The organism is Hymenobacter tibetensis, assembly GCF_022827545.1.
GTDB lineage: Bacteria > Bacteroidota > Bacteroidia > Cytophagales > Hymenobacteraceae > Hymenobacter > Hymenobacter tibetensis.
Genome location: NZ_CP094669.1, coordinates 491,535 through 511,467, shown reverse-complemented (window position 1 = coordinate 511,467; position 19,933 = coordinate 491,535). Strand labels below are relative to the sequence as shown.

Sequence of the window (19,933 nt, the reverse complement as noted above, 5' to 3'; positions counted from 1 at the left end):
CTGCCGGCTTGTTTCACCTGAACCTACGCAAAACTCGGCTGCGGTTGGTTACACTTCAAATAGAACTGCGTTTGTTATCGGCTTCGCTCTACTATTCAATCAGTCATATTCCTGTGTAGCAGCAACAATGCAGTTCTCTCATAGCAACTGTACTTTTTTAGCTGTTCTCTGTACGATCCATTGTCGTTGGTAAGCTCAGTCGTTCCGATGGGTACAAGACTCCAACATACGATCAAGCGCCAAAGAAATAGAGGCCGGCTAGTGTCTTACTCGACAACTTGCTCGGCCTCTAAAAAACTACGGCGCGTAATACGCGCTGCTCTTACTTCGTAGCGGCAGCTTCTTTGGTCTCACTCACCAGTTTGATGCTGGCCGAATTGATGCACAAGCGCAAGCCACTCGGGGCCGGACCGTCGGGGAAGACGTGGCCTTGGTGAGCGTCGCAGATGTTGCAAAGCACTTCTACGCGGGTCATGCCGTAGCTGGTATCCTTCTTATACCGGATTGCGCTTTCGTCGACGGGCTGCGTGAAGCTGGGCCAGCCGGTACCAGACTCGAACTTGGTGCGCGAATCGTAGAGTGGAGTGCCACAGCAGATGCAGGCGTAGAGGCCGGCTTCGTGAGCTTCGCAGTACTCGCCGGTGAAAGCGCGCTCGGTGCCGTGCTGGCGAGTTACGTGGTATTGCTCGGAGGTGAGTTGGGCTTTCCACTCGGCATCCGTTTTCTCTACGCGGCGTGGTGCAGGAGCCGGATGGCTAGCCAAGTGGATAACGTCTTTCCAGGTTTGCATATAAGGTTGGTTTTGGCGGGTTGATGCTACAAGTGTTATCAGCAAAACGCAAACCTCAACACGGAAGTTTATATCTGCCCTGTTGGGGTTGCTAGAAGACTGCTGTACAGCTTCTATAATTACTCGTATTCTACGTACTACTTGGTTGGGCTCGTAAATAAAAATCATGAAGATCCTCTCCGCCGAACAAACCCGTGCCGCCGACCAAGCCACTATTCAAGCAGCCAATATCCGCTCAGACCAGTTAATGGAGCGCGCTGCCACGGCTTTCAGTGAGTGGCTGATCAACCACCTAAGCCAAAACGCAGCCAGTGAAGTGCACCTGTTTTGCGGCCCCGGCAACAACGGCGGCGACGGCCTAGCGGTGGCTCGGCAGCTGCACCTCTCCGGCTACGCAGTGCATGTGTGGCTGCTCCCGGCTGCTACCCACTCCCCTGACTTCATCATCAACCGCCAGCGGCTACCTACTGCCGTGCCTTGTGTGGAACTGGTTTCCAAGAAATTCCCAACGCTTGCTCCCAGAAGTATTATAGTGGATGCTTTGTTTGGTACGGGTTTGAGCCGGCCGCTGGAAGGCTTGGCAGCGGAGGTGGTGCAGCACCTCAATTCGTCCGAAACCGCCGTCTTCGCTATTGATTTGCCTTCTGGCTTATTTGCCGACGCCCCACAACCTCCTGATAGCCCCGTGGTGCGGGCGCAGCACACAGTGGGTTTTGAGCTACCCAAGCTAGCGTACCTGCTCCCTCAAAACGCTCAATTAGTAGGCACTTGGGAGGTGCTGCCTATCGGGCTCAATAAAGAGTTTATCCACAACGCTCCTGTGGAAAACTATTTCGTGGATACTAATTTCTTGGTCGGGCGCCTACCCAAGCGGCCTAAATTTGCGCACAAAGGCACTTTTGGGCATGCACTGCTACTGGCAGGTAGTTTCGGCAAAATAGGAGCCGCCGTGTTGGCCGCACGCGCTTGTCTGCACGGGGGCGTAGGGCTGCTCACCGTGCGTACTCCCGCGGTTGGGTATATCATTCTGCAAACTGCCGTACCAGAGGCCATGGCCCTGACTGATCCAGCCTCTGACTTTATAACCGAGCTGCCCGACTTGAAATCGTACGCGGCGGTTGGCATTGGCCCGGGCTTGGGACAGGACCCTGCCACTGTGGAAGTGCTGCGCCAACTGCTACAGCAAGCTCATGAGGCGTCGTTGCCACTCATACTTGATGCGGATGCGCTGAACCTGCTGGGCACCCACCGCGAGCTGCTCGATCAGCTACCGCCCAACACGCTGCTCACTCCGCATCCAAAAGAGTTTGAGCGCCTCACCGAGCGGGCTCACAACGACTATCACCGCTTGGAACTGCTCCGGGCCTTTTGCCGCCGCCACACTTGCTATTGCGTGTTGAAAGGCGCTTACACGGCATTGGGCACTCCGGAGGGCTTGCTTTATTTCAACAGTACCGGCAACCCTGGTATGGGCACTGGTGGCAGTGGCGACGTTCTGACGGGCCTGCTGCTAGCCTTGCGCGCCGACCAACGTCTTTCCCCACTCGATGCAGCCCTGCTCGGTATCTTCGCCCATGGGCACGCCGGCGACCTTGCCGCGCAGCAAACTGGCGAAGCCGGGCTTATTGCCAGTGACATCGTGCGCTTCATCGGGCCGGCTTTGGCTGGTTTAGAACGCTAGTACGGTTGGTGTTCGGGTCTTTGTCTGTGCTGCCGCTAGCGTATTGGCGTCACCACCTTACTACATATACTGCCACGAACTGCAGAATCATGACACCATCGGTAAGCAAGGCAAAGTAGTAATCGGGGCGTGATTCTTCGGCGTACCAAATGGTAAGGGCTGCTACGATGATGGGCACCGCGAGAATCAGCATGTGTGCGTACCCTATACCGGCTGGGAATAGCACGCTTCCGGCCGCCAGTGAGGCGAGAGCTATGTACTTGGTGGCACGAACCCCGAACAAGCCTGGAAACGTGCGCGTGCCCGTGAGCTGGTCCTTAGTGTAGTCCCGGATATCAAAGACGAAGGCTAGGGCCAGAATAAAGAAAAAGCGCCGGGCAAACAGCAGAAATACCACCGGCCCCAGAAGAGGTTTGTCTAAATACAGAGCCGGCACCCAAACGGTAATAGCAGCCCACACATAGCCAATCAAAAACACCTTCAGCAACGGCAAGTCGCGCAGGGCCCGCCAGTGGCCTCGCACCTTTACTACGGGCATCGAATACAGCAAAGAAATAGCCGCCAAATGCCCTAGAAAGAGCGTTAAGTGCTGCCAGCCGTCCAAGAAAAACAACAGCCCCGCTACGGCCAGCGAAGCCAGCGCCAGCGCCAACAGTTCGCGCCGGTGTTCCAACATCCAGCGCTTACGCCCCGAAAGCACCACCGGCTGCCGATGCTTGTAGGGCAACACGCTGTCGATGTTGTAGAGAAAAAGGGTGGCTGTGAAAATCATGAGGGCCAATCGGACCGGAATGTCTACCCGCCAAAACAGAAAGGTGGCCCAGGTGAGCGCCAACGCGGCTAGTGCCAGCCACATGCTGCTGTACAGCACTGCATCCGTCCAACGCCGTAATACGGCCAACCAGGTGCCTCCCACCATAGCGGAAGCAGTAGGCGGCCCCGACGGTGTTTTAGGAGAGGACAAAGGCATGAGTATAGACTTCAGGAAGAAACGCAAGAACGCCGTACGGGGCTGTAGTACATAGAGGTGCGGGGCTCGTTGGCTGCTGTAGGTGCATACGCTACTTCTGTTGCAAATGGCTGGTCAGCGGACATCGTTCATTTGCCGGTTTCACTGTTGCTGGCATCCACGGGCTTAGACTGAGGCGAGCCTTTCTGACGCAAGTAAATAGACAACCCCACAATGGAAACGATGCTCAGGAACTCACTCTGCCAATTCTGAAACGACTCAAACCAGAACCGTGACGTGCCCATGTACTCCAGGGCCTTCACGGCTGGTTTGCCTTGCTGCTGTTGCTCGATGCTGTACACTTCGGCCCCACCCACCGCGTGCAGCCAGACGGAAACAAAGAACAGCAGGAAGAACGCAAGCGTCAGGGAATTTTGGTAGAGTGCTAGTTGCCAACCGCCCCGCTTCACCGGACCAGGCGCGCCGGGTTTGTTGGGGTCGGGGTCTTCATCAACGTCTTCGGTTTCATAGAGCTTCTTGGATTCCGAAGAGCCTTTCTGCCGCAGCCAAATGGTCAGCAGCACAAACAAGCCCATCTGCAAAAACTCACTTTCCCAATTCTCGAAGGTTGCTTCCAGAAAATGCCCCGAGCCAAGGTACTGCCGCAATGTAAGAGGCAGCAGGTGCAGTTGCTCTAGCTCGCCGTTGTAGTCGTACCACCCCGTAAGGGCCTGGCCCACCAGCGAGAACAAGACTAGCGCCGTGCCGGCCAACAACAAACTGTTCTCGTATAGAAAGCGCAAAACAGGGGAAGAAGGCTGGTTAAGCATATAGCCCATACGTGTAGGTGAGGTAAAAAGTGGCCCTTCCGCGTGCGTCCGTAGGGGTTGCTTATCCAAGCAAAAGCCCTCCTCAAACCGATGTTGAGGAGGGCTTCCAACTACTCTTTGCTGGATTACAGCTCGACGCCCGTGGACTTCGTCACCGACTCTGAATCGGATCCGTTCGGAAACGTTTCGTTATAGAGCTTGATGCTGTCGTCGATGATGCGGTAGGCATCTTCACGGCCCATGAAGCGTTCCACGGTAACGTGTTTGTGCTCCAAGGCTTTGTAGTCTTCGAAGAAGCGCTGCATTTCATTCAGCGTATGCGGCGGCAGGTCGGCAATGTCGTTGAAGTGATTCACCGAAATGTCATGGGCAGCCACGGCAATAATCTTGTCGTCTTCCTCGTCACCGTCAATCATCTGCATTACGCCAATCACCTTGGCTTCCACGAGGCACATGGGCACGATGTCAACCGAGCACAGCACCAGGATATCGAGGGGGTCGTTATCGTCGCAGTATGTTTTCGGGATGAACCCGTACGCAGCAGGGTAATGCACGGCCGAGAAAAGCACACGGTCCAGCTTCAGCAAGCCGCTAACCTTATCCAGTTCATACTTGCCTTTCGAGCCTTTTGGGATTTCGATGATGCCGTTCACGACTTGTGGTGAATTGTCACCACGCTCTACATCGTGCCAGGGGTTAAAATGAGCCATTGGATTGGTTTCTAGTTACTAGTTACTGATTTGTTGTGGTGTGGTACTGGACGACGGAGTGGGCTAACATACGGCGTTGCAACGTTTAAGATTTCTGATGGCTCACCAACTTTGTTGGCAGAACTCCAATCAGCACATCAGAACCCGCTAGCGGAAGTTATTTCCCTAATACTTCCGGCAGTGGGGTGCCGGTGCAGCCGTCGGGCTCCTGAATATGCAGCCATTGCGCCAGTGTGGGTGCAATATCGATAATGCGCGCCGAAACTACCGAACTGCCGCGCTTCACGTGCCAGCCCCAAAATACCAACGGTATGTGGGTGTCGTAGTTACCGGCAGAGCCGTGGGTGGTGCCCTTGTTCACCGGGTACTGATAGGATTCCAGCCAGCCTGGCTCCAGCACCACCAGTACATCGCCGCTGCGCTTGGGGAAGTAGCCGTTTTCCAGGTACATAAGCATCCCGCTTTCCCAGTGCGACTTCTGCAAGTCGTCGGCCGTAATGGCGCGCGTAACTCCCGAAAAGCCAATCATGATGTCCGCTACTTCGTCTTGGAAGGTGCGGAGGTTGAGGTTTTTCTGCGCAATAAGCGGACGGTTGAGGTATACCTGCTGGTTTTCGTAGCTAAGCACCCACTGGCCCGCGCCGTGCCGCTTCACCAATGCCTTCTGCAACGAGTCACGCATCACGCGTGGGCCCACCGAGCCCGCCGGAATGCGCTGGCTGCGCAGAAAATCAGGATTGTGGGCCGCGCCGTGGTCGGAGCTTAGGAACACCAAAGCTTGCCCCTTCCCCACTGTCTTGTCAAGGTAGTCGAGCACCCGCGCAATATCCCGGTCGAGGCGCAGGTAGGTATCTTCCGTTTCAATGGCATTCACGCCAAACTGGTGCCCCACATAGTCGGTGCTGCTGAAGCTGAGCGCCAGAAAGTCGGTTTGCCCCCGCTGGCCTAGTTGCTCGGCCCGAATAGTTTCCAAGGCAAAATCGGCCGTGAGGGAATTGCCAAATGGCGTGGACCTGATCAGGTCGAGGTTGCGGGTGGAGGCAGGCAATTTTTCTGCGCCAGTAGGCTGGCTCGCAGTTACTGCCTTGCTAGGAGCGGCACTCAACGTGGGCAAATCGTGAGGAAAAACCGGCTTCGTTTCACCTTTGAAAGTCCCCTCCCACACGACATCATCGGCGGTGCTTTCCGTGTATTGGGCAATAGGCAACAGGGTTTCCCACGGCTTGCTTAGGTATTGCTCGGCCCGGTTTTCACTGTTGAATTTGGTCACCCACTCGGGCAGCGTGTTCTGGTAGAATGTACTGCTGATGAAAGCGCCGTTGGTACCATCATACCAGTACGCCGCATTGGCCGCATGGCCAGCCGGCAGAATGGAACCTCGGTCTTTGATGCAAACGCCAATTACCTTACTCTGGAAATTGGTTGCCAACCGCAGCTCGTCAGTGATGGTGCTCGTCAGCATGTGGCGCGGCGACTGTTGGCCGGCGGCGGCAGTGCCTCCTACTGCTTGCACCGTGTTGTCTTCCGTTACATAGGTGCCTTTAGCTGTTTCGCGCACAAACCAGTTGTTGCCCACAATACCATGCATAGAAGGCGTGGTACCCGTGTAGATGCTGGCGTGCCCTGGCCCCGTGTAGGTCGGCACGTAGTTGTAATGCGTGTTTTCATAGCTGAATCCCTCCTCCAACAACCGCCGGAAACCGCCGTTACCGTACTTGCTCCAATAGCGGTAGAGGTAGTCGTAGCGCATTTGATCCACTACAATACCAACTACTAGTTTGGGACGCGCCAGACCTCTGTCTTTTTTTTGCGCGAAGGCATGCCCCGTTAACACGGTGGCTAGCAGGAAACACAGGCTCTTTTTCAAAATCAAAAGCAGTTGAAACAGTCAACGAAGTAAGAACCCGCATTAGCAGCCGCAAAGATAGGTTGCCGCATTAGGATTCAGCTCCACAGCAGCAAAATCCAAGGTCTACGCGTACAGGAAGCATGCGAGGTTCATGTTTCGCATTACTTCCTACTTATGCCCAACCAAGCCCCCTACGCCCTCATCTTTGACATGGATGGCGTACTTATCGATAACACAGCCTACCAAGCGCGGGCTTTCCAACTGCTTTTCCGTGACTTAGGCTTAACCACCAACGCCCGACGCCTGCTAGAACGCCAGAACGGCATGCCTGCCACCAAGATTCTGGAAACAGTTTTCGCCAGCGACGTTCCCAAAAAGAAGCTCACCACCTACGCCGACCAGCGGGAGTTCCTCTACCGCACCATCTATTGGGATAAGCGCAAGGAAGTAGCCGGGCTCACTGAGTTCTTGAAAGCTTCCCGCGCTGCTGGGTTCAAGATAGGCCTCGGTACCGGCTCTGGCCTGGATACCATCGGCTACATCATCGACCACTTGGATATACGCCAATATTTCGACGTGGTCATCACCAAAGACGACGTGGACAAAGGCAAGCCTCACGCCGACACCTACGTGCTGACTGCCCGCGAATTGGGTGTGCCACCCGAGCGGTGCGTGGTCTTCGAAGATGCCCTTGTGGGCGAGCAGGCTGCCTACAAGGCGGGTATGCGCTGCATAGCCCTCAGCACTTCCGTCAAGCCCGACAAGTTTCAAGCGCCCCTAACGGTTATCAAGGATTTCACTGACTTCACGCCTAAGAAAGTAGTGGAGCTACTAGAACAACACCCCAACGTACCCAAGCCGAGCAAGCAGATGGCCAACCGGCAGTATATGCAGGCGTAAGGCTAGTTCTGCGCAGTGCATTGCCTAAAGCTGACTCCGCCAAGTTATTATGCACGAAGGACTATCATAAACGAAAGGCCCACCTCCAATGGAAGTGGGCCTTTCAACTTATAGGTTTGACACCTCTTACCGACTGGCAGCCAGCGCTTCTGCACCACCCACGATTTCGAGAATCTCGGTGGTAATAGCAGCCTGACGCGTACGGTTGTACGTCAATTTCAGTGATTTCAGCAACTCACCAGCGTTTTCCGTGGCTTTATCCATGGCAGTCATACGGGCACCGTGCTCCGAGGCGTTGCTTTCCAGCACCGCTTTATACAGCTGCACCTTCAACGACTGTGGAATAAGTGTCTGTACGATTTCCTCTTTCGACGGCTCGAAGATGTAGTCCACGTTCGAAGCCTGGGCAGTAGCGGCAGTGGGCTCGGCAGGTACTAGCGGCAACAACTGCTCGGTCCGCACGATTTGGGTCGCGACGTTCTTGAACTCGTTGTATACCACAACCACCTGATCGAAACGGCCTTCCCGGAAACCGAGCATAGCTTCTTCCGCCGCTTCGCGCACCGTATCAAACGAAAGCTTTGCAAACACATGCGTGTAGTTGCCAAGCAATGGTCCGCGCCGCTGGAAGTAGTCGTGGGCTTTCTTACCAATGGCCATCATGGTCACGTTGCCGGCCGCAGCCTGGGCAGCATACCGCTCCCGCACCAACGCATTCACCCCTTTAAAGATGTTGCTGTTGAAGGCTCCTGCTAGTCCACGGTCCGATGTAACGGCAATAATCAGAATCCGGCGTGCTTCGCGCTGCACCGCATACTCGCTTATTACCTCACCGTCGGCTTGGCCTGTCAGGTTGGTCAGAATGCTGTTGAGCCGTTGCGCGTAGGGGCGCATCCGCAGAATATTGTCCTGCGCCCGACGCAACTTAGCCGCCGCCACCATTTTCATGGCTTTGGTGATTTGCTGCGTGCTTTGCACGGATACAATGCGGTTACGGACTTCTTTTAAGCTAGCCATTTATCGAGTGTTGATTGTTAGTTGCTGATTGTTGCTTGCTGGACGACAGTAGCTGAACATCCAACAAGCAACAACCAACAATCAACTATTACTTAGTAGCGTACTGGGCCGATAGGTCTTTGGCAACCTGGCGGATGGCAGTGGTGATAGAGTCATCCAACTTACCAGCTTTCAGGCTCTTCAGAGCGTCGGGGTGACGGGTCTGCATGGTCTGGGTGAATTCCTTTTCGAACTCACGCACCCGGTTTACCGGCACCTGGTCGAGCAGACCGTTGGTAGCAGCATAGATAACTGCTACCTGATCTTCTACTTTCTGAGGCGAGAACTGTGGCTGCTTCAGAATCTCCAGGTTACGACGGCCACGCTCAATGGTGAGTTTAGTCGAGGCATCCAGGTCGGAACCGAACTTGGCGAAAGCCTCCAACTCACGGAACTGCGCCTGATCGAGCTTCAGCGTACCAGCCACTTTCTTCATCGACTTGATCTGGGCGTTACCACCCACCCGAGACACCGAGATACCTACGTTGATAGCGGGACGGATACCGGAGTTGAACAAGTTGGTCTCGAGGAAGATCTGACCGTCGGTAATCGAAATTACGTTGGTTGGGATGTACGCCGATACGTCACCTGCCTGCGTCTCAATCAGCGGCAGAGCCGTCAACGAGCCACCACCTTTCACCAAGTGCTTGATGCTGTCGGGCAAGTCGTTCATGTCGCGCGCAATAACGTCGGAAGAGTTGATCTTCGCGGCGCGCTCCAACAGGCGGCTGTGCAGGTAGAACACGTCACCAGGATATGCCTCACGTCCGGGAGGACGACGCAACAACAGCGACACTTCACGGTATGCTACGGCCTGCTTCGACAAGTCATCATACACAACGAGGGCAGGACGACCCGTATCACGGAAAAACTCGCCGATAGCAGCGCCAGTGAAGGGGGCAAAGAACTGCATCGGAGCTGGGTCAGCAGCCGAAGCCGAAACCACCACCGTGTAGTCCATAGCGCCACCACGCTGCAGCGAGTTCACTACCTGAGCTACCGTAGAAGCTTTCTGACCTACGGCTACGTAGATGCAGAAAACTGGCTCGCCCCGGTCGTAGAACTCACGCTGGTTGAGGATGGTGTCAATAGCCACCGCCGACTTACCCGTCTGACGGTCACCGATGATCAATTCCCGCTGGCCACGCCCGATTGGAATCATGGCGTCGATAGCCTTGATACCCGTCTGCATGGGCTCCGTTACGGGCTGACGGTAGATAACACCGGGAGCCTTGCGCTCTAATGGCATATCATACGTCTCACCCTGAATAGGACCGCGCCCATCAATGGGTTGACCCAGCGTGTTTACCACGCGGCCCACGATGCCTTCGCCTACTTTAATGGAAGCAATTTTATTGGTACGGCGTACCGTGGCTCCTTCCCGGATGTCAGAGTAGTCGCCGAGCATTACAGCACCGACGTTGTCTTCTTCCAGGTTCAGAACCAAGGCTTGGAGGCCATTTTCAAATTCGAGCAATTCCCCCGACTGAGCTTTGCCCAGGCCGTAGATGCGGGCTACGCCGTCGCCAACCTGCAATACCGTACCAACCTCTTCGAGTTCGGCTTCGGTTTTGAAGTTGGACAACTGCTCCCGCAGAATGGCGGATACTTCATCCGGACGTACTTCTGCCATGATCTTATACTAAAGGTTGGTAGGGGTTCTTCGAGAATTCGTTGCGCAGCTTACGCAACCGGAAACTCACGGAGTCATCTATCAGACGGTCGCCAACACGCAGCACGAAGCCGCCGATGAGCGACTCATCAATTTTCTCGGTGAGAGTAACTTGCTGGAGGCCAGTTTGCTGGCGCACCATTTGCTTTACTTCAGCACGCAGGTATTCGCTAAGCGGGGTTGCCGTTGTTACTTCAGCCACCTGTACGCCGCGTAATGCGTTGTACTGAATCAGAAATTCGGAGCCAATAAATTCTAGCGCACTTTCGCGGTTCTTCTCAGTGATAATGGTAAAGAACTTTTCAGTAAGCTCTGATACCTTACCACCAAATATGGCGCGCAAAATAGCCAGTTTCTTGTCGTGCTTGACGATAGGATTGCGCAGCAACAAGCGTAGCTCACGGTTCTCATTCAGTGTGTTGCTGAACAAGTCCATATCGGCTTTCACCTGCTCTAACGTACCCCGCTCCTCAGCCAGATCAAGCAAGGACTTGGCATATCGGGAAGCAACTCGTATTTCAGACATTCTAGTAGGAATTAGAAGCTAGGAGATAGGAGCTAGAAGGAGAACCCCACATGGGCCCGTATCTTTTAGCTTCCGGTTCCTGACTCCTTAGTTTAGCTTTACTTCCTTCAGATACGAGTTCACAAGCTCTTTTTGCGAGTTGGTATCGGTCAGCTCGCGGCGCAGAATACGCTCGGCAATATCGATAGACAACTGAGCAGCGGTGTTTTTCACCTCCGCTAAGGCTGCGTTTTTCTCGTTCTGAATAGCTTCGCGAGCCTGCACAATCATGCGGCCACCTTCTTCATTTGCCTTGTTTTTGGCTTGCTCAATGAGCTGATTAGCCATGGCAGAAGCTTCCTTCATGATTCGGTCGCGCTCCAAACGGGCTTCAGCCAGCAGCTTTTCGTTGCCAGCTTTCAGCTCTTGCATTTCCAGCTTGGCCTGGTCGGCCATGCGGAGAGCTCCTTCGATGGAGTCTTCGCGCTGCTTCAGAGACATGAGAATCGGCTTCCAGGCAAACTTACCCAGCAGGAACAGCACGATGAGGAAAATCACCAGCTGCCAGAAGATCAGGCCTAATTCGGGGGTTACTAATGGAGGCATGGGAGAATAAGTAGTAGGAAGTACTTGGTATGGAGTAGGTCAATCGATGAGCCAAGAAGTACTAGACTGTTCGGTCTCACTACTTGGTACTCACTACTCGTTCCTAATTAAGCCAAGCCAGCCCGCCGCGTCGTGCGCCGAAGCGACGCGCAGCGGGCTGTCAGGACGTTGCTTCTATCTCTTAGAGATTGAAGGAAATCAGCAGGCAGACTACGACTGCGAACAGACCCAGACCTTCGATCAGAGCCGCTACGATCAGCATAGCAGTTTGGATTTTGCCGGAAGCTTCGGGCTGACGACCAATGGCCTCCATAGCGCTACCACCGATACGGCCGATGCCCAAGCCTACACCAAGAGCAACCAGACCAGCACCAATACCAGCACCCATTACGGCCAAGCCAACCGAATTGGCAACCTGCAACAACAGAGAAAGAAGCATAAAAACAGAAATTTGGGGAAGTGAAAAACGAAAAAAGGGAGTTGTAAAAACTAGTGCCCGTGGGCGTGAGCCTGATCAGCTTCGTGGCCGCCGCCCATTTGCAGGTCAGCATCGTGGTGGTCTTCTACAGCACCACCGATATACATGGCCGTGAGGAGCGTGAAGATGTACGCCTGCAGAATGGCTACCAGCAATTCCAATACGTTGATAAACAAGCCGAAGGCCAAAGAAACTGGGCTGATCCAGACGCTCTGAAAAATAAAGATCAAGCTGATAAAGCTCAGTATTACAATGTGGCCGGCCGTGATGTTGGCGAACAAACGAACCATCAGGGAGAAAGGCTTTACCACTACACCAATCAATTCCACTGGAATCATGATAGGGAGCAGTGCCTTCGGCACACCAGGCGTTGCGAAAATGTGCGCCCAGTAATTCTTGTTGGAGCTAAACAGCGTGATGAGCAAGGTCATGATGGCCAAGGTCATCGTCACGGCAATGTTGCCAGTTAAGTTGGCAGCACCTGGCATCAGACCTAGCAGGTTGTTGAACCAGATAAAGAAGAACACGGTGAGCAAATACGGCATGTAACGCTCATACTTGGGGCCGATAGCTTTCTTACCTACTTCATCACGAATGAACATAATGATAGGCTCGAAGAAGGACTGTACTCCTCGTGGGGCACCGCCATGGTTTTTCTTGTAGCCATTAGCTACTGTAAAGAACACGCCTAGTAGTAGGACGGCACTCAACAGCAGGGAGGCAACGTTTTTGGTAATCGAAAAATCGTATACCTTGCTACCATCTTCCGCTTCCAAGTGCTCGTGCTCCAGCTTAAGACCGTTATACTCCTTACCTTCTGCCAAACGAGAAGAAGAAAATACGCTCAGTCCTTTGCCAGCTTGATACGCAATGATGGGCAACGGAATGGTAATGTGGGTACCGTGTTCGGCTTCATCACCGATGGTAGCGAAGTGCCACTCGTGTGCATCGCCGATGTGGTGCAGAATCATCTCACCAGGACTGAAAGCTTCGCTGTCGGTAGCTTCCTCGATGGTGGGCGTGGGTTCTTGCGCGAAAACAGGAAGCGAAAGGATGCAGAAGAGAGCTATCAGTAAACGCTTCATTCAGAGGGGATTAGATAAAAATTCACAGAATCTTCATTCTGTGATTACACTCGGTTTTGAAAACGGGCGCAAGTTACTCAGGATAGCCCATATTTCAAACCCAGTGTAAATAAAGTACAGGAGAAAGAACACTCCCAAGAAGGCCCACCGCCCATTACCTTCGTGCGCTCCTCCCCTATATAAGTACAGCAGCACCAGCCCCACGGACAAGAGTAAGCGTACCACCATAGAGCCGAAGTAAGCGCCCATGAAGTTGTCGGGGTTGGCACGCACCAACCGGGCCGTTACCCAGTATATAATAGCTGTAAGCAACGCAAAGTAGCCTAATGTATAGGCTGCGAGTGGGTGCACGACCATTGTTCCGAAGCGGGCATGCAACAAGTACAGAATGCCATAGAGCAGCACTGTAAGCAAGAGCAGGTTGCGGAAGAAACGAACCAAATCAGAACAGTATAGTGGACCAACAATACTTAAAGAGGGCGACAAAGATACCACTCAAAGAATAGAAGTATCCTTTGTTTTAATGTCACACTAATTTTTTAATTGTCTGCTCCTCATGTCTTCACTCGCTCGACACAGAGCGAATGACTTGGTACATGGCAATAAATACCGATAAAAGCATCAGTACAACAGTTCCCCAGGGTCCAGTGCCGAAGCGGCCATCAAGCCAAACGCCCAGCCACGTACCTAGCCCAATGATGGCGAGCATCTGAATACCAAGCCCAGAATACTTGGCAAAATTGCCACCACGCGGAGGCGTAGAATCAGGTTTGGGAGTGGGCGAAGAGGACATGGTGGGATGGATTAAGGACGATAGAAGTAGTTTTACAGTGGCAGCGCCAACTAGGTTGGCACCACCTAATATGTAAAGGTCCTACGGAGGCTAGGAAAAAGCGTAATTTTACTGACTGAGTGACGTTATGCCTCCTACGCGAGTACAGAAGCTGAACAAAGCAGTCAGTTTCGTGCGTTGTCGTACTGGTAATCTCTGTTTCCGATCTGCCTTCTGTTTTGACACGATACTCTATTCTTCGTCTGCTTGCTGCTCCGGTGGCTACCCTGGTGCTTGTTGCTGGTTTAGGCGGTTGCGCTTCTGAGCGCCGCGGAGTGGTGGGCCACGCCTACGACAACGTGGTAGCGCGCGACAATGGTTACTTTTTGGCTCGTGAGAAGCTACGTGGCGTGGAGGCTAAGCTCTACCAAGCTCGTCAGAACGATTACAACCAAGTACTCACGCTCTTCCCGACTCTGGATCAGGCCTCTGTAGGCACAGTAGCTACGGACTTGGAAGACGTAGTGAAGAAAGCTTCTTTGCCCATTCAATACCGGGCGGCATCTGATTGGACGGACGATGCCTACATTCTTATCGGGAAGAGTAGGTACTATAAGATGGAGTTCGAGGACGCGGCCAAGACGTTTAAATACGTCAACAGCACCAGCAAAGACCCTAATGCCAAGCATGAGGCCCTTATTTGGCTGATGCGTACATTTTTAGCTAGCAAGGAGCTGGAAAATGCTAAAGCTGTATCCGATTTGTTAGACAAAGAAGAAGGCCGCGAAGTGAATGCGCGGGCGTTGTTTCTAACCCGGGCCGACTATTACTTGAAGACCGATGAGCCCCTGAAGGCCATTGAGAACCTAGAGCGTGCCATTCCGTTGGTAGAGCCAAAGAACGAACAGTCGCGCACTCGCTACATTTTAGCTCAGCTGTATCAGAACCAGGGCGAAGACAAGAAGGCGTATGCTGAGCTTAACAAGATCTTAAAGAAAAACCCACCCTACGAGCTGGATTTCTTCTCGAAGCTGATGCTAGGACAAGTGTCGGACTTGAATAACAACGACAAAGCACGCCTCGATAAGTACTTTGCGAAGCTGCTGAAGGATACTAAGAACAAGGAGTACCGCGACAAAATCTATTATGAAATGGCGCGGCTTGACTACCGGCAGCAACGGTACGACGACGCGCTGAAACTATTGCAACAGTCGGCGCGGGCTGGTAGCGCTAACCGCGCGCAGAAGTCCTACACCTATTTACTAGCAGGCCGCATTTATTACGAGAACTTGCAGAAATACCGGTTGGCAGCCGCTTACTACGACAGCACCGTTCAGAACCTCTCGAAGGACGCTCCTAATTTTGTTGCCATTTCCGAGCGGGCAGGCATTCTCAAGGATTTCGCTCAACAATACAGCATCATAGAAACGCAAGACAGCCTGCAGGCGCTGGCGCGCTTGGATACTACGGCACTCCGTACGCGCCTCACAGCCTACGCCGATGCTGAACTGGAAACCAAGCGTAAAGCAGCCGAGGTCTTAGCGGCCAAGCAAGAACGCGAAAGCAGCCGCCAGGCACTTGCAGCAGGTATCAGCACGTCCCGTGACTTGCAAACCGATATCAATCCCGAGGACTTTATTAATGGGAGTACGGGGGCGAAGTGGTATTTCGATAACCCTACCGCTATGAGCACAGCCCGCGCCGACTTTATTCGGAGGTGGGGCGACCGGCCACTGCAGGACAACTGGCGGACGGTAACGGTAGCCAGCGCTTCGCCTGTGGCGCCAGGCGGTGGCAACGTGCCCGTTAGTATTGCCGGTACCAACCAAACCAAAGTAACTGCAGGTGCTACTACTGGCTTGGGGGAGGCAGCGGCTACTGCTGACCCTGCTGTTCAGCGCAAAGCATTGGTAGCCCAGTACCGTCAGACACTACCTCTCACGCCTGAGTTGATGGTGGCTTCTGAGAAGCAGGTGGAAGAAGCTTTGTATTCGCTTGGCACCATCTACAACCAGCAACTGCGCGAGCTTACGCCAGCCGCCCAGACTTATGAGAAGCTGCTTACCCGCTTTCCCAAGACCACTCATTCTCCTGAAACCTACTACAGCCTCTACCTGATCTATAAGGAGCAAAACGAACTGGCCAAGGCAGAAGTCTACGCCCAACGCTTGCGGCAAGAATTTCCTAATTCCGCTTACGCCCGGTTGGCCGCCGACCCTGAGTATCTGCGGCGGGCATCCCTTGTAAACAAAGAAGTAGCGGTGCAGGTGGATACGGCTTTCGCGATGTACAAGCGGCAGGATTTCAAGAAGGCGGCTGCTTTGCTGGCCCAGACGTCCAAGAAATTTCCGGAAACCGATTTGAACGACCGGATAGCCTACTTGAATACGCTGATTGATATTCGCACGCAGCCGCCGTTGACAGCTAAGAATTCTTTAGAGAAGTTTGTAAAGGCTTATCAGGAGTCGCCACTTAGCAATGATGCGCGCACCTTGCTGGAGTCTTACAAGAAATACGACACTGGTGGTATCCCAGGCGCTCTAGCTTCCACGCAGAAGCCAACCATCTCCATGTTTCGGCCAGGGGAAATAAACAACCGGGTTCGTATCCTCTATAACCCGGATACGCCACCCGTTAAAGCTACTCCTCTAGTAACGCCAGCTGCCACCGCACCGGCCCCGGTCCCTACCACTCCAGCGCCTACTTCCGAGCAGCCTAAACTACCGGCCACCAGCCAGCCCCCGCCAGCATCTCCCACCGATTCCTCAGCTACTTCCACCACTCCGGCAGCCACCTCACCAGCTGCTCCACCTATCGACCCAGTGAAAGCGGCCCGGATGGCAGCAGCCCAAGACAGAGCCAGGGGCAAAAAGCCGGCAAAGAAAGCCCCAGCGCCCGCCACAGTTCCTGTGGTTGCGGCTACCTCCGTTCCTGCCTCCACGCCCCCACCTGCTACAACACCCACCCCCTCTACTTCACCAGCAGCGGGCACGCCCACCACAACCAATGCAGCACCCGCTGCATCCGTGGCTATTGCGTCACCTTACGCTGTTAATCCCGCCAATCCAGCAGGGGTTCATGCGGTGGTGCTTGTCTTTCCGAAAGCAGCCGTCCCATTACAAACCTTACCAACCCAGCTCGGGACATACAACAGCCGCTACTTCAAAGCCAGCAACCTACAGGTACAGCAACAGCCTCTCGGAGACTCCCTGGAAATGGTGGTAGTGCAAGGGCTAAGCGGCGTGAAAATTGCTCAGGCATATGCACTAAAGCTGCGCGGACCCCAGTCCCCACTAAACCGCTTGCGCGGCGTGGGTTACCAAACCCTGGTTATAGGTATTGATAACCTACCCTTGCTGCTTCAGCGCCGCGACGTGGAGGAATATCAACGGTTCTATCAACAGACTTACCGGTAACTGCTTCAGTAAGCCCCTACTGTCTAGGCAGTTTGTTCTTGGCTGTACTTGTGACTGGTTGCTTTGGCCATGCACCCAACAGATAGATTGGCATGGGGTATAAGCCCTATTTACAATCTGTGCTTTACATCATTACTTGAAAAGAATGCCCGCTTCTAAAACCAGACCTGTTACACGCAAACCGCAGCGGCCCGGTCGCTTCTCGGCCCTCACCCGTACTCTGTGGGTGTTGTTCGGGGGTGGCTTTGTGGCTTTCCTGCTGTACGTGCTGGCCGTCAGTGTCAATTTCCTCAACCTGTTCGGGCAGATGCCCAACCTGAAGTCCTTGGAGAGCCCACGCAGTGAGTTGGCCTCAGAAGTATATTCTGCCGACGGGGTGCTGATGGGCAAATATTTCCGAGAAAACCGTACGCCAGTCAGTTACAAGGACATTCCGCAGACCACTATAGATGCGCTGATTGCCACGGAAGATGCCCGGTTTGAAAGCCATTCCGGTATTGACCCCAAGGCCATGGCCCGCGTGGCAACGGGCTTGGTGAGTGGTGGCAAAAGCGGCGGCGGGTCTACCCTTAGCCAGCAGTTAGCCAAAATGCTGTTCCGGACTCGTGAAGACCTCAACGACGGTCGGCTGAACGACGTACCGGGTTTGCGCATGCTTATCACTAAAACCAAGGAATGGATTTTGGCAGTGCGGCTGGAGCGGAACTACACCAAGCGCGAAATCCTGCGCATGTACCTCAACACCGCGGAGTTTGGCTCTAATGCATTCGGCATCAACGTAGCAGCTAAAACTTTCTTCAACAAGCACCCCCGTGACCTGACCTTAGAGCAATCAGCGCTGCTGGTAGGACTCGTGAACGGCCCGTCGTGGTTCAACCCAGTACGCAACCCAGAGCGCTCCAAGCGCCGCCGCGACTGGGTGTTGGGCCAAATGCAGAAGTACGGCTACATCACTGAACCTGTGTATGCTGCTACCGTGGCCAAGCCTATCAAGCTAGACTATAAGGTCGAGAACCAAAACGAAGGCATTGCGCCTTACTTCCGCACCGAGCTAAGCAAAGCCTTGCGTGAGTGGGCAAAAGAGACCGAGCACGACCTTTATTCCGATGGTCTTAAGATCTACACGACCATCGACTCCCGCATGCAGAAATATGCCGAGGCTGCGGTAGCGGAGCACATGAAGCTCCAGCAGAAATGGTTTGATCAGCACTGGAAGGGGCAGCAACCTTGGCGAGATGAGAATGGCCGTCTCATTCCTAATTTCCTCAGCACTTCCATCAAGCGGACTGAGCGCTACCGCTCCCTTAGCGCCCGCTACAACGGCAACCCAGATTCCATTAAATACCATCTGAACAAGAAGTACAAGATGAAGGTGTTTACCTGGAATGGTGGCGAGAAAGAGGTGAATATGTCGCCTATGGATTCGCTTGCGTATTACAAGCGCCTACTTCACTCCGGATTTATGGCCATGAACCCCCTAAATGGCCAAATAAAGGCGTGGGTGGGTGGCATCAACTACAAGTACATCAAATACGACCACGTAAAGCAAGGCAAGCGGCAGCCTGGCTCCACGTTCAAGCCCTTTGTTTACGTGGCAGCTATCGACCAGGGCTACTCTCCCTGCTATCAGCGGCCCGACGTAGCCACTACCTTCCCAGCAGAAAGAGGCCGGCCAGCTTACACCCCCCGCAACTTCGAGGGCTCCTATTCTGGCCGCACCTTCACGCTCCGGCAGGCATTGGCTCGCTCCATGAACTCCATCACTGCCTGGTTGGTGCAGAAAATGGGTCCTGACGTTGTGGCCAATTACGCGAAGAACTTGGGTATCACGTCGCCGATTGATGCCGTGCCAGCCATTGGCTTTGGCTCTTCCGACGTGAGCATCTACGAGCTAACTGGGGCCTACAGCACCTTCGTCAACAAAGGCGTCTGGACCTCCCCTATCATGGTCACGCGCATCGACGATAAAAACGGCAACGTTCTTCGCGAATTTGTGCCGCAAACCAAGGAAGCGTTAAGTGAGGAAACGGCTTATCTAATGACACACATGCTCCGTGGCGCTACGGAAGAGCAAGGTGGTACTAGCATCATCTTGAAAGGTGGCTTCAAGTTTCCTTATGAAATGGGCGCCAAAACCGGCACTACATCCAACTATTCCGATGGCTGGTTTATGGGTCTCACACCCAACCTAGTGTGCGGTATGTGGGTTGGTGGCGAAGACCGAAGCATCCACTTTCGTACCGGAGCATACGGGCAAGGTTCACGCCTAGCCCTACCACTTTACGGCATTTTCATGAAGAAAGTGTATGCCGACAAGAGCCTCGACATCGATAAAGGAGCTTTTCCTAAACCCGAAAAGCCACTAAGCGTGGAAATCGACTGCTCGCGCTACTATAATGGCGCCGCGCGCGACACAATACCCTACGACCAGAAGTTGAATCAAACTAGCCTAGACGATTTGAACGACGAAGAGATATAGCTTACGCATAGCTAAAGCTTCGTTGGGAAATAGGGAACGTGGCGGGGACTTACCTGCCACGTTTTTTGTTGTCTGAAAAGTGCTTGTACCTCTGCCATCGAACCTCCAAGCTTTGTTGCGTCGTACTGCTTGTAGCACCTTTGCCTTGCCTTGCT

General features: G+C 53.8%; 17 protein-coding genes. 4 read left to right on the top strand and 13 right to left on the bottom strand.

Annotated features, from left to right (window positions below; all coding sequences use genetic code 11):
* Positions 1-322: 322 nt before the first annotated feature.
* Positions 323-790 (bottom strand): peptide-methionine (R)-S-oxide reductase MsrB, encoded by a 468-nt coding sequence (msrB, locus tag MTX78_RS02035; protein ID WP_243799452.1) that lies wholly within the window; start codon positions 788-790, stop codon positions 323-325.
* Between the two features lie 166 nt (positions 791-956).
* Between msrB and MTX78_RS02030 the strand changes: the two genes are divergently transcribed.
* The gene (locus MTX78_RS02030) at positions 957-2,471 is read left to right on the top strand and encodes an NAD(P)H-hydrate dehydratase (RefSeq protein WP_243799450.1); all 1,515 of its coding nucleotides are present in this window, start codon (positions 957-959) and stop codon (positions 2,469-2,471) included.
* A gap of 49 nt (positions 2,472-2,520) precedes the next feature.
* Here MTX78_RS02030 and MTX78_RS02025 read toward each other — a convergent pair whose 3' ends face one another.
* The 4 genes from MTX78_RS02025 to pafA form a co-directional block, all read right to left on the bottom strand.
* Positions 2,521-3,441, bottom strand: a complete 921-nt coding sequence (locus tag MTX78_RS02025) for a UbiA family prenyltransferase (RefSeq protein WP_243799448.1) — start codon at positions 3,439-3,441, stop codon at positions 2,521-2,523.
* A 128-nt stretch (positions 3,442-3,569) separates the two neighbouring features.
* The gene (locus tag MTX78_RS02020; RefSeq protein WP_243799447.1) at positions 3,570-4,250 is read right to left on the bottom strand and encodes a DUF6766 family protein; all 681 of its coding nucleotides are present in this window, start codon (positions 4,248-4,250) and stop codon (positions 3,570-3,572) included.
* 125 nt (positions 4,251-4,375) lie between these two features.
* Positions 4,376-4,960, bottom strand: a complete 585-nt coding sequence (locus tag MTX78_RS02015; RefSeq protein WP_243799445.1) for an inorganic diphosphatase — start codon at positions 4,958-4,960, stop codon at positions 4,376-4,378.
* 157 nt (positions 4,961-5,117) lie between these two features.
* Positions 5,118-6,827 carry an alkaline phosphatase PafA gene (gene pafA, locus MTX78_RS02010; protein ID WP_243799443.1) on the bottom strand — a complete coding sequence of 570 codons (1,710 nt, stop codon included), beginning with the start codon at positions 6,825-6,827 and terminating at the stop codon, positions 5,118-5,120.
* 156 nt (positions 6,828-6,983) lie between these two features.
* On the opposite strand from pafA, the gene MTX78_RS02005 reads away from it, so the two are divergent.
* Positions 6,984-7,709, top strand: a complete 726-nt coding sequence (locus tag MTX78_RS02005) for an HAD family hydrolase (RefSeq protein ID WP_243799441.1) — start codon at positions 6,984-6,986, stop codon at positions 7,707-7,709.
* 126 nt (positions 7,710-7,835) lie between these two features.
* Here MTX78_RS02005 and atpG read toward each other — a convergent pair whose 3' ends face one another.
* The 8 genes from atpG to MTX78_RS01965 all read right to left on the bottom strand — a co-directional run bounded on the left by atpG (position 7,836) and on the right by MTX78_RS01965 (position 13,904).
* The gene (gene atpG, locus MTX78_RS02000; protein ID WP_243799439.1) at positions 7,836-8,726 is read right to left on the bottom strand and encodes an ATP synthase F1 subunit gamma; all 891 of its coding nucleotides are present in this window, start codon (positions 8,724-8,726) and stop codon (positions 7,836-7,838) included.
* Between the two features lie 88 nt (positions 8,727-8,814).
* The gene (atpA, locus tag MTX78_RS01995; RefSeq protein WP_243799437.1) at positions 8,815-10,398 is read right to left on the bottom strand and encodes a F0F1 ATP synthase subunit alpha; all 1,584 of its coding nucleotides are present in this window, start codon (positions 10,396-10,398) and stop codon (positions 8,815-8,817) included.
* Positions 10,399-10,402: 4 nt separating this feature from the next.
* Complete coding sequence (atpH, locus tag MTX78_RS01990; protein ID WP_243799435.1) at positions 10,403-10,963, bottom strand: ATP synthase F1 subunit delta; 561 nt, start codon at positions 10,961-10,963, stop codon at positions 10,403-10,405.
* Positions 10,964-11,050: 87 nt separating this feature from the next.
* A complete protein-coding gene (locus MTX78_RS01985; protein WP_243799433.1) occupies positions 11,051-11,548 on the bottom strand; it encodes a F0F1 ATP synthase subunit B in 498 nt (165 codons plus the stop codon).
* A gap of 181 nt (positions 11,549-11,729) precedes the next feature.
* Positions 11,730-11,987 carry an ATP synthase F0 subunit C gene (gene atpE / locus MTX78_RS01980; RefSeq protein ID WP_100338570.1) on the bottom strand — a complete coding sequence of 86 codons (258 nt, stop codon included), beginning with the start codon at positions 11,985-11,987 and terminating at the stop codon, positions 11,730-11,732.
* A 50-nt stretch (positions 11,988-12,037) separates the two neighbouring features.
* Positions 12,038-13,111 carry a F0F1 ATP synthase subunit A gene (gene atpB / locus MTX78_RS01975; RefSeq protein WP_243799431.1) on the bottom strand — a complete coding sequence of 358 codons (1,074 nt, stop codon included), beginning with the start codon at positions 13,109-13,111 and terminating at the stop codon, positions 12,038-12,040.
* Positions 13,112-13,144: 33 nt separating this feature from the next.
* Positions 13,145-13,552 carry a hypothetical protein gene (locus MTX78_RS01970; protein WP_243799429.1) on the bottom strand — a complete coding sequence of 136 codons (408 nt, stop codon included), beginning with the start codon at positions 13,550-13,552 and terminating at the stop codon, positions 13,145-13,147.
* A 121-nt stretch (positions 13,553-13,673) separates the two neighbouring features.
* Positions 13,674-13,904, bottom strand: coding sequence for an AtpZ/AtpI family protein (locus MTX78_RS01965; protein ID WP_243799428.1), 231 nt, complete (start codon positions 13,902-13,904; stop codon positions 13,674-13,676).
* Between the two features lie 218 nt (positions 13,905-14,122).
* Between MTX78_RS01965 and porW the strand changes: the two genes are divergently transcribed.
* Together porW and MTX78_RS01955 are read left to right on the top strand one after the other, a co-directional pair.
* Positions 14,123-17,299 carry a type IX secretion system periplasmic lipoprotein PorW/SprE gene (porW, locus tag MTX78_RS01960; RefSeq protein ID WP_243799426.1) on the top strand — a complete coding sequence of 1,059 codons (3,177 nt, stop codon included), beginning with the start codon at positions 14,123-14,125 and terminating at the stop codon, positions 17,297-17,299.
* Between the two features lie 145 nt (positions 17,300-17,444).
* Positions 17,445-19,778 (top strand): penicillin-binding protein 1A, encoded by a 2,334-nt coding sequence (locus tag MTX78_RS01955; protein WP_243799424.1) that lies wholly within the window; start codon positions 17,445-17,447, stop codon positions 19,776-19,778.
* Positions 19,779-19,933 lie beyond the last annotated feature (155 nt).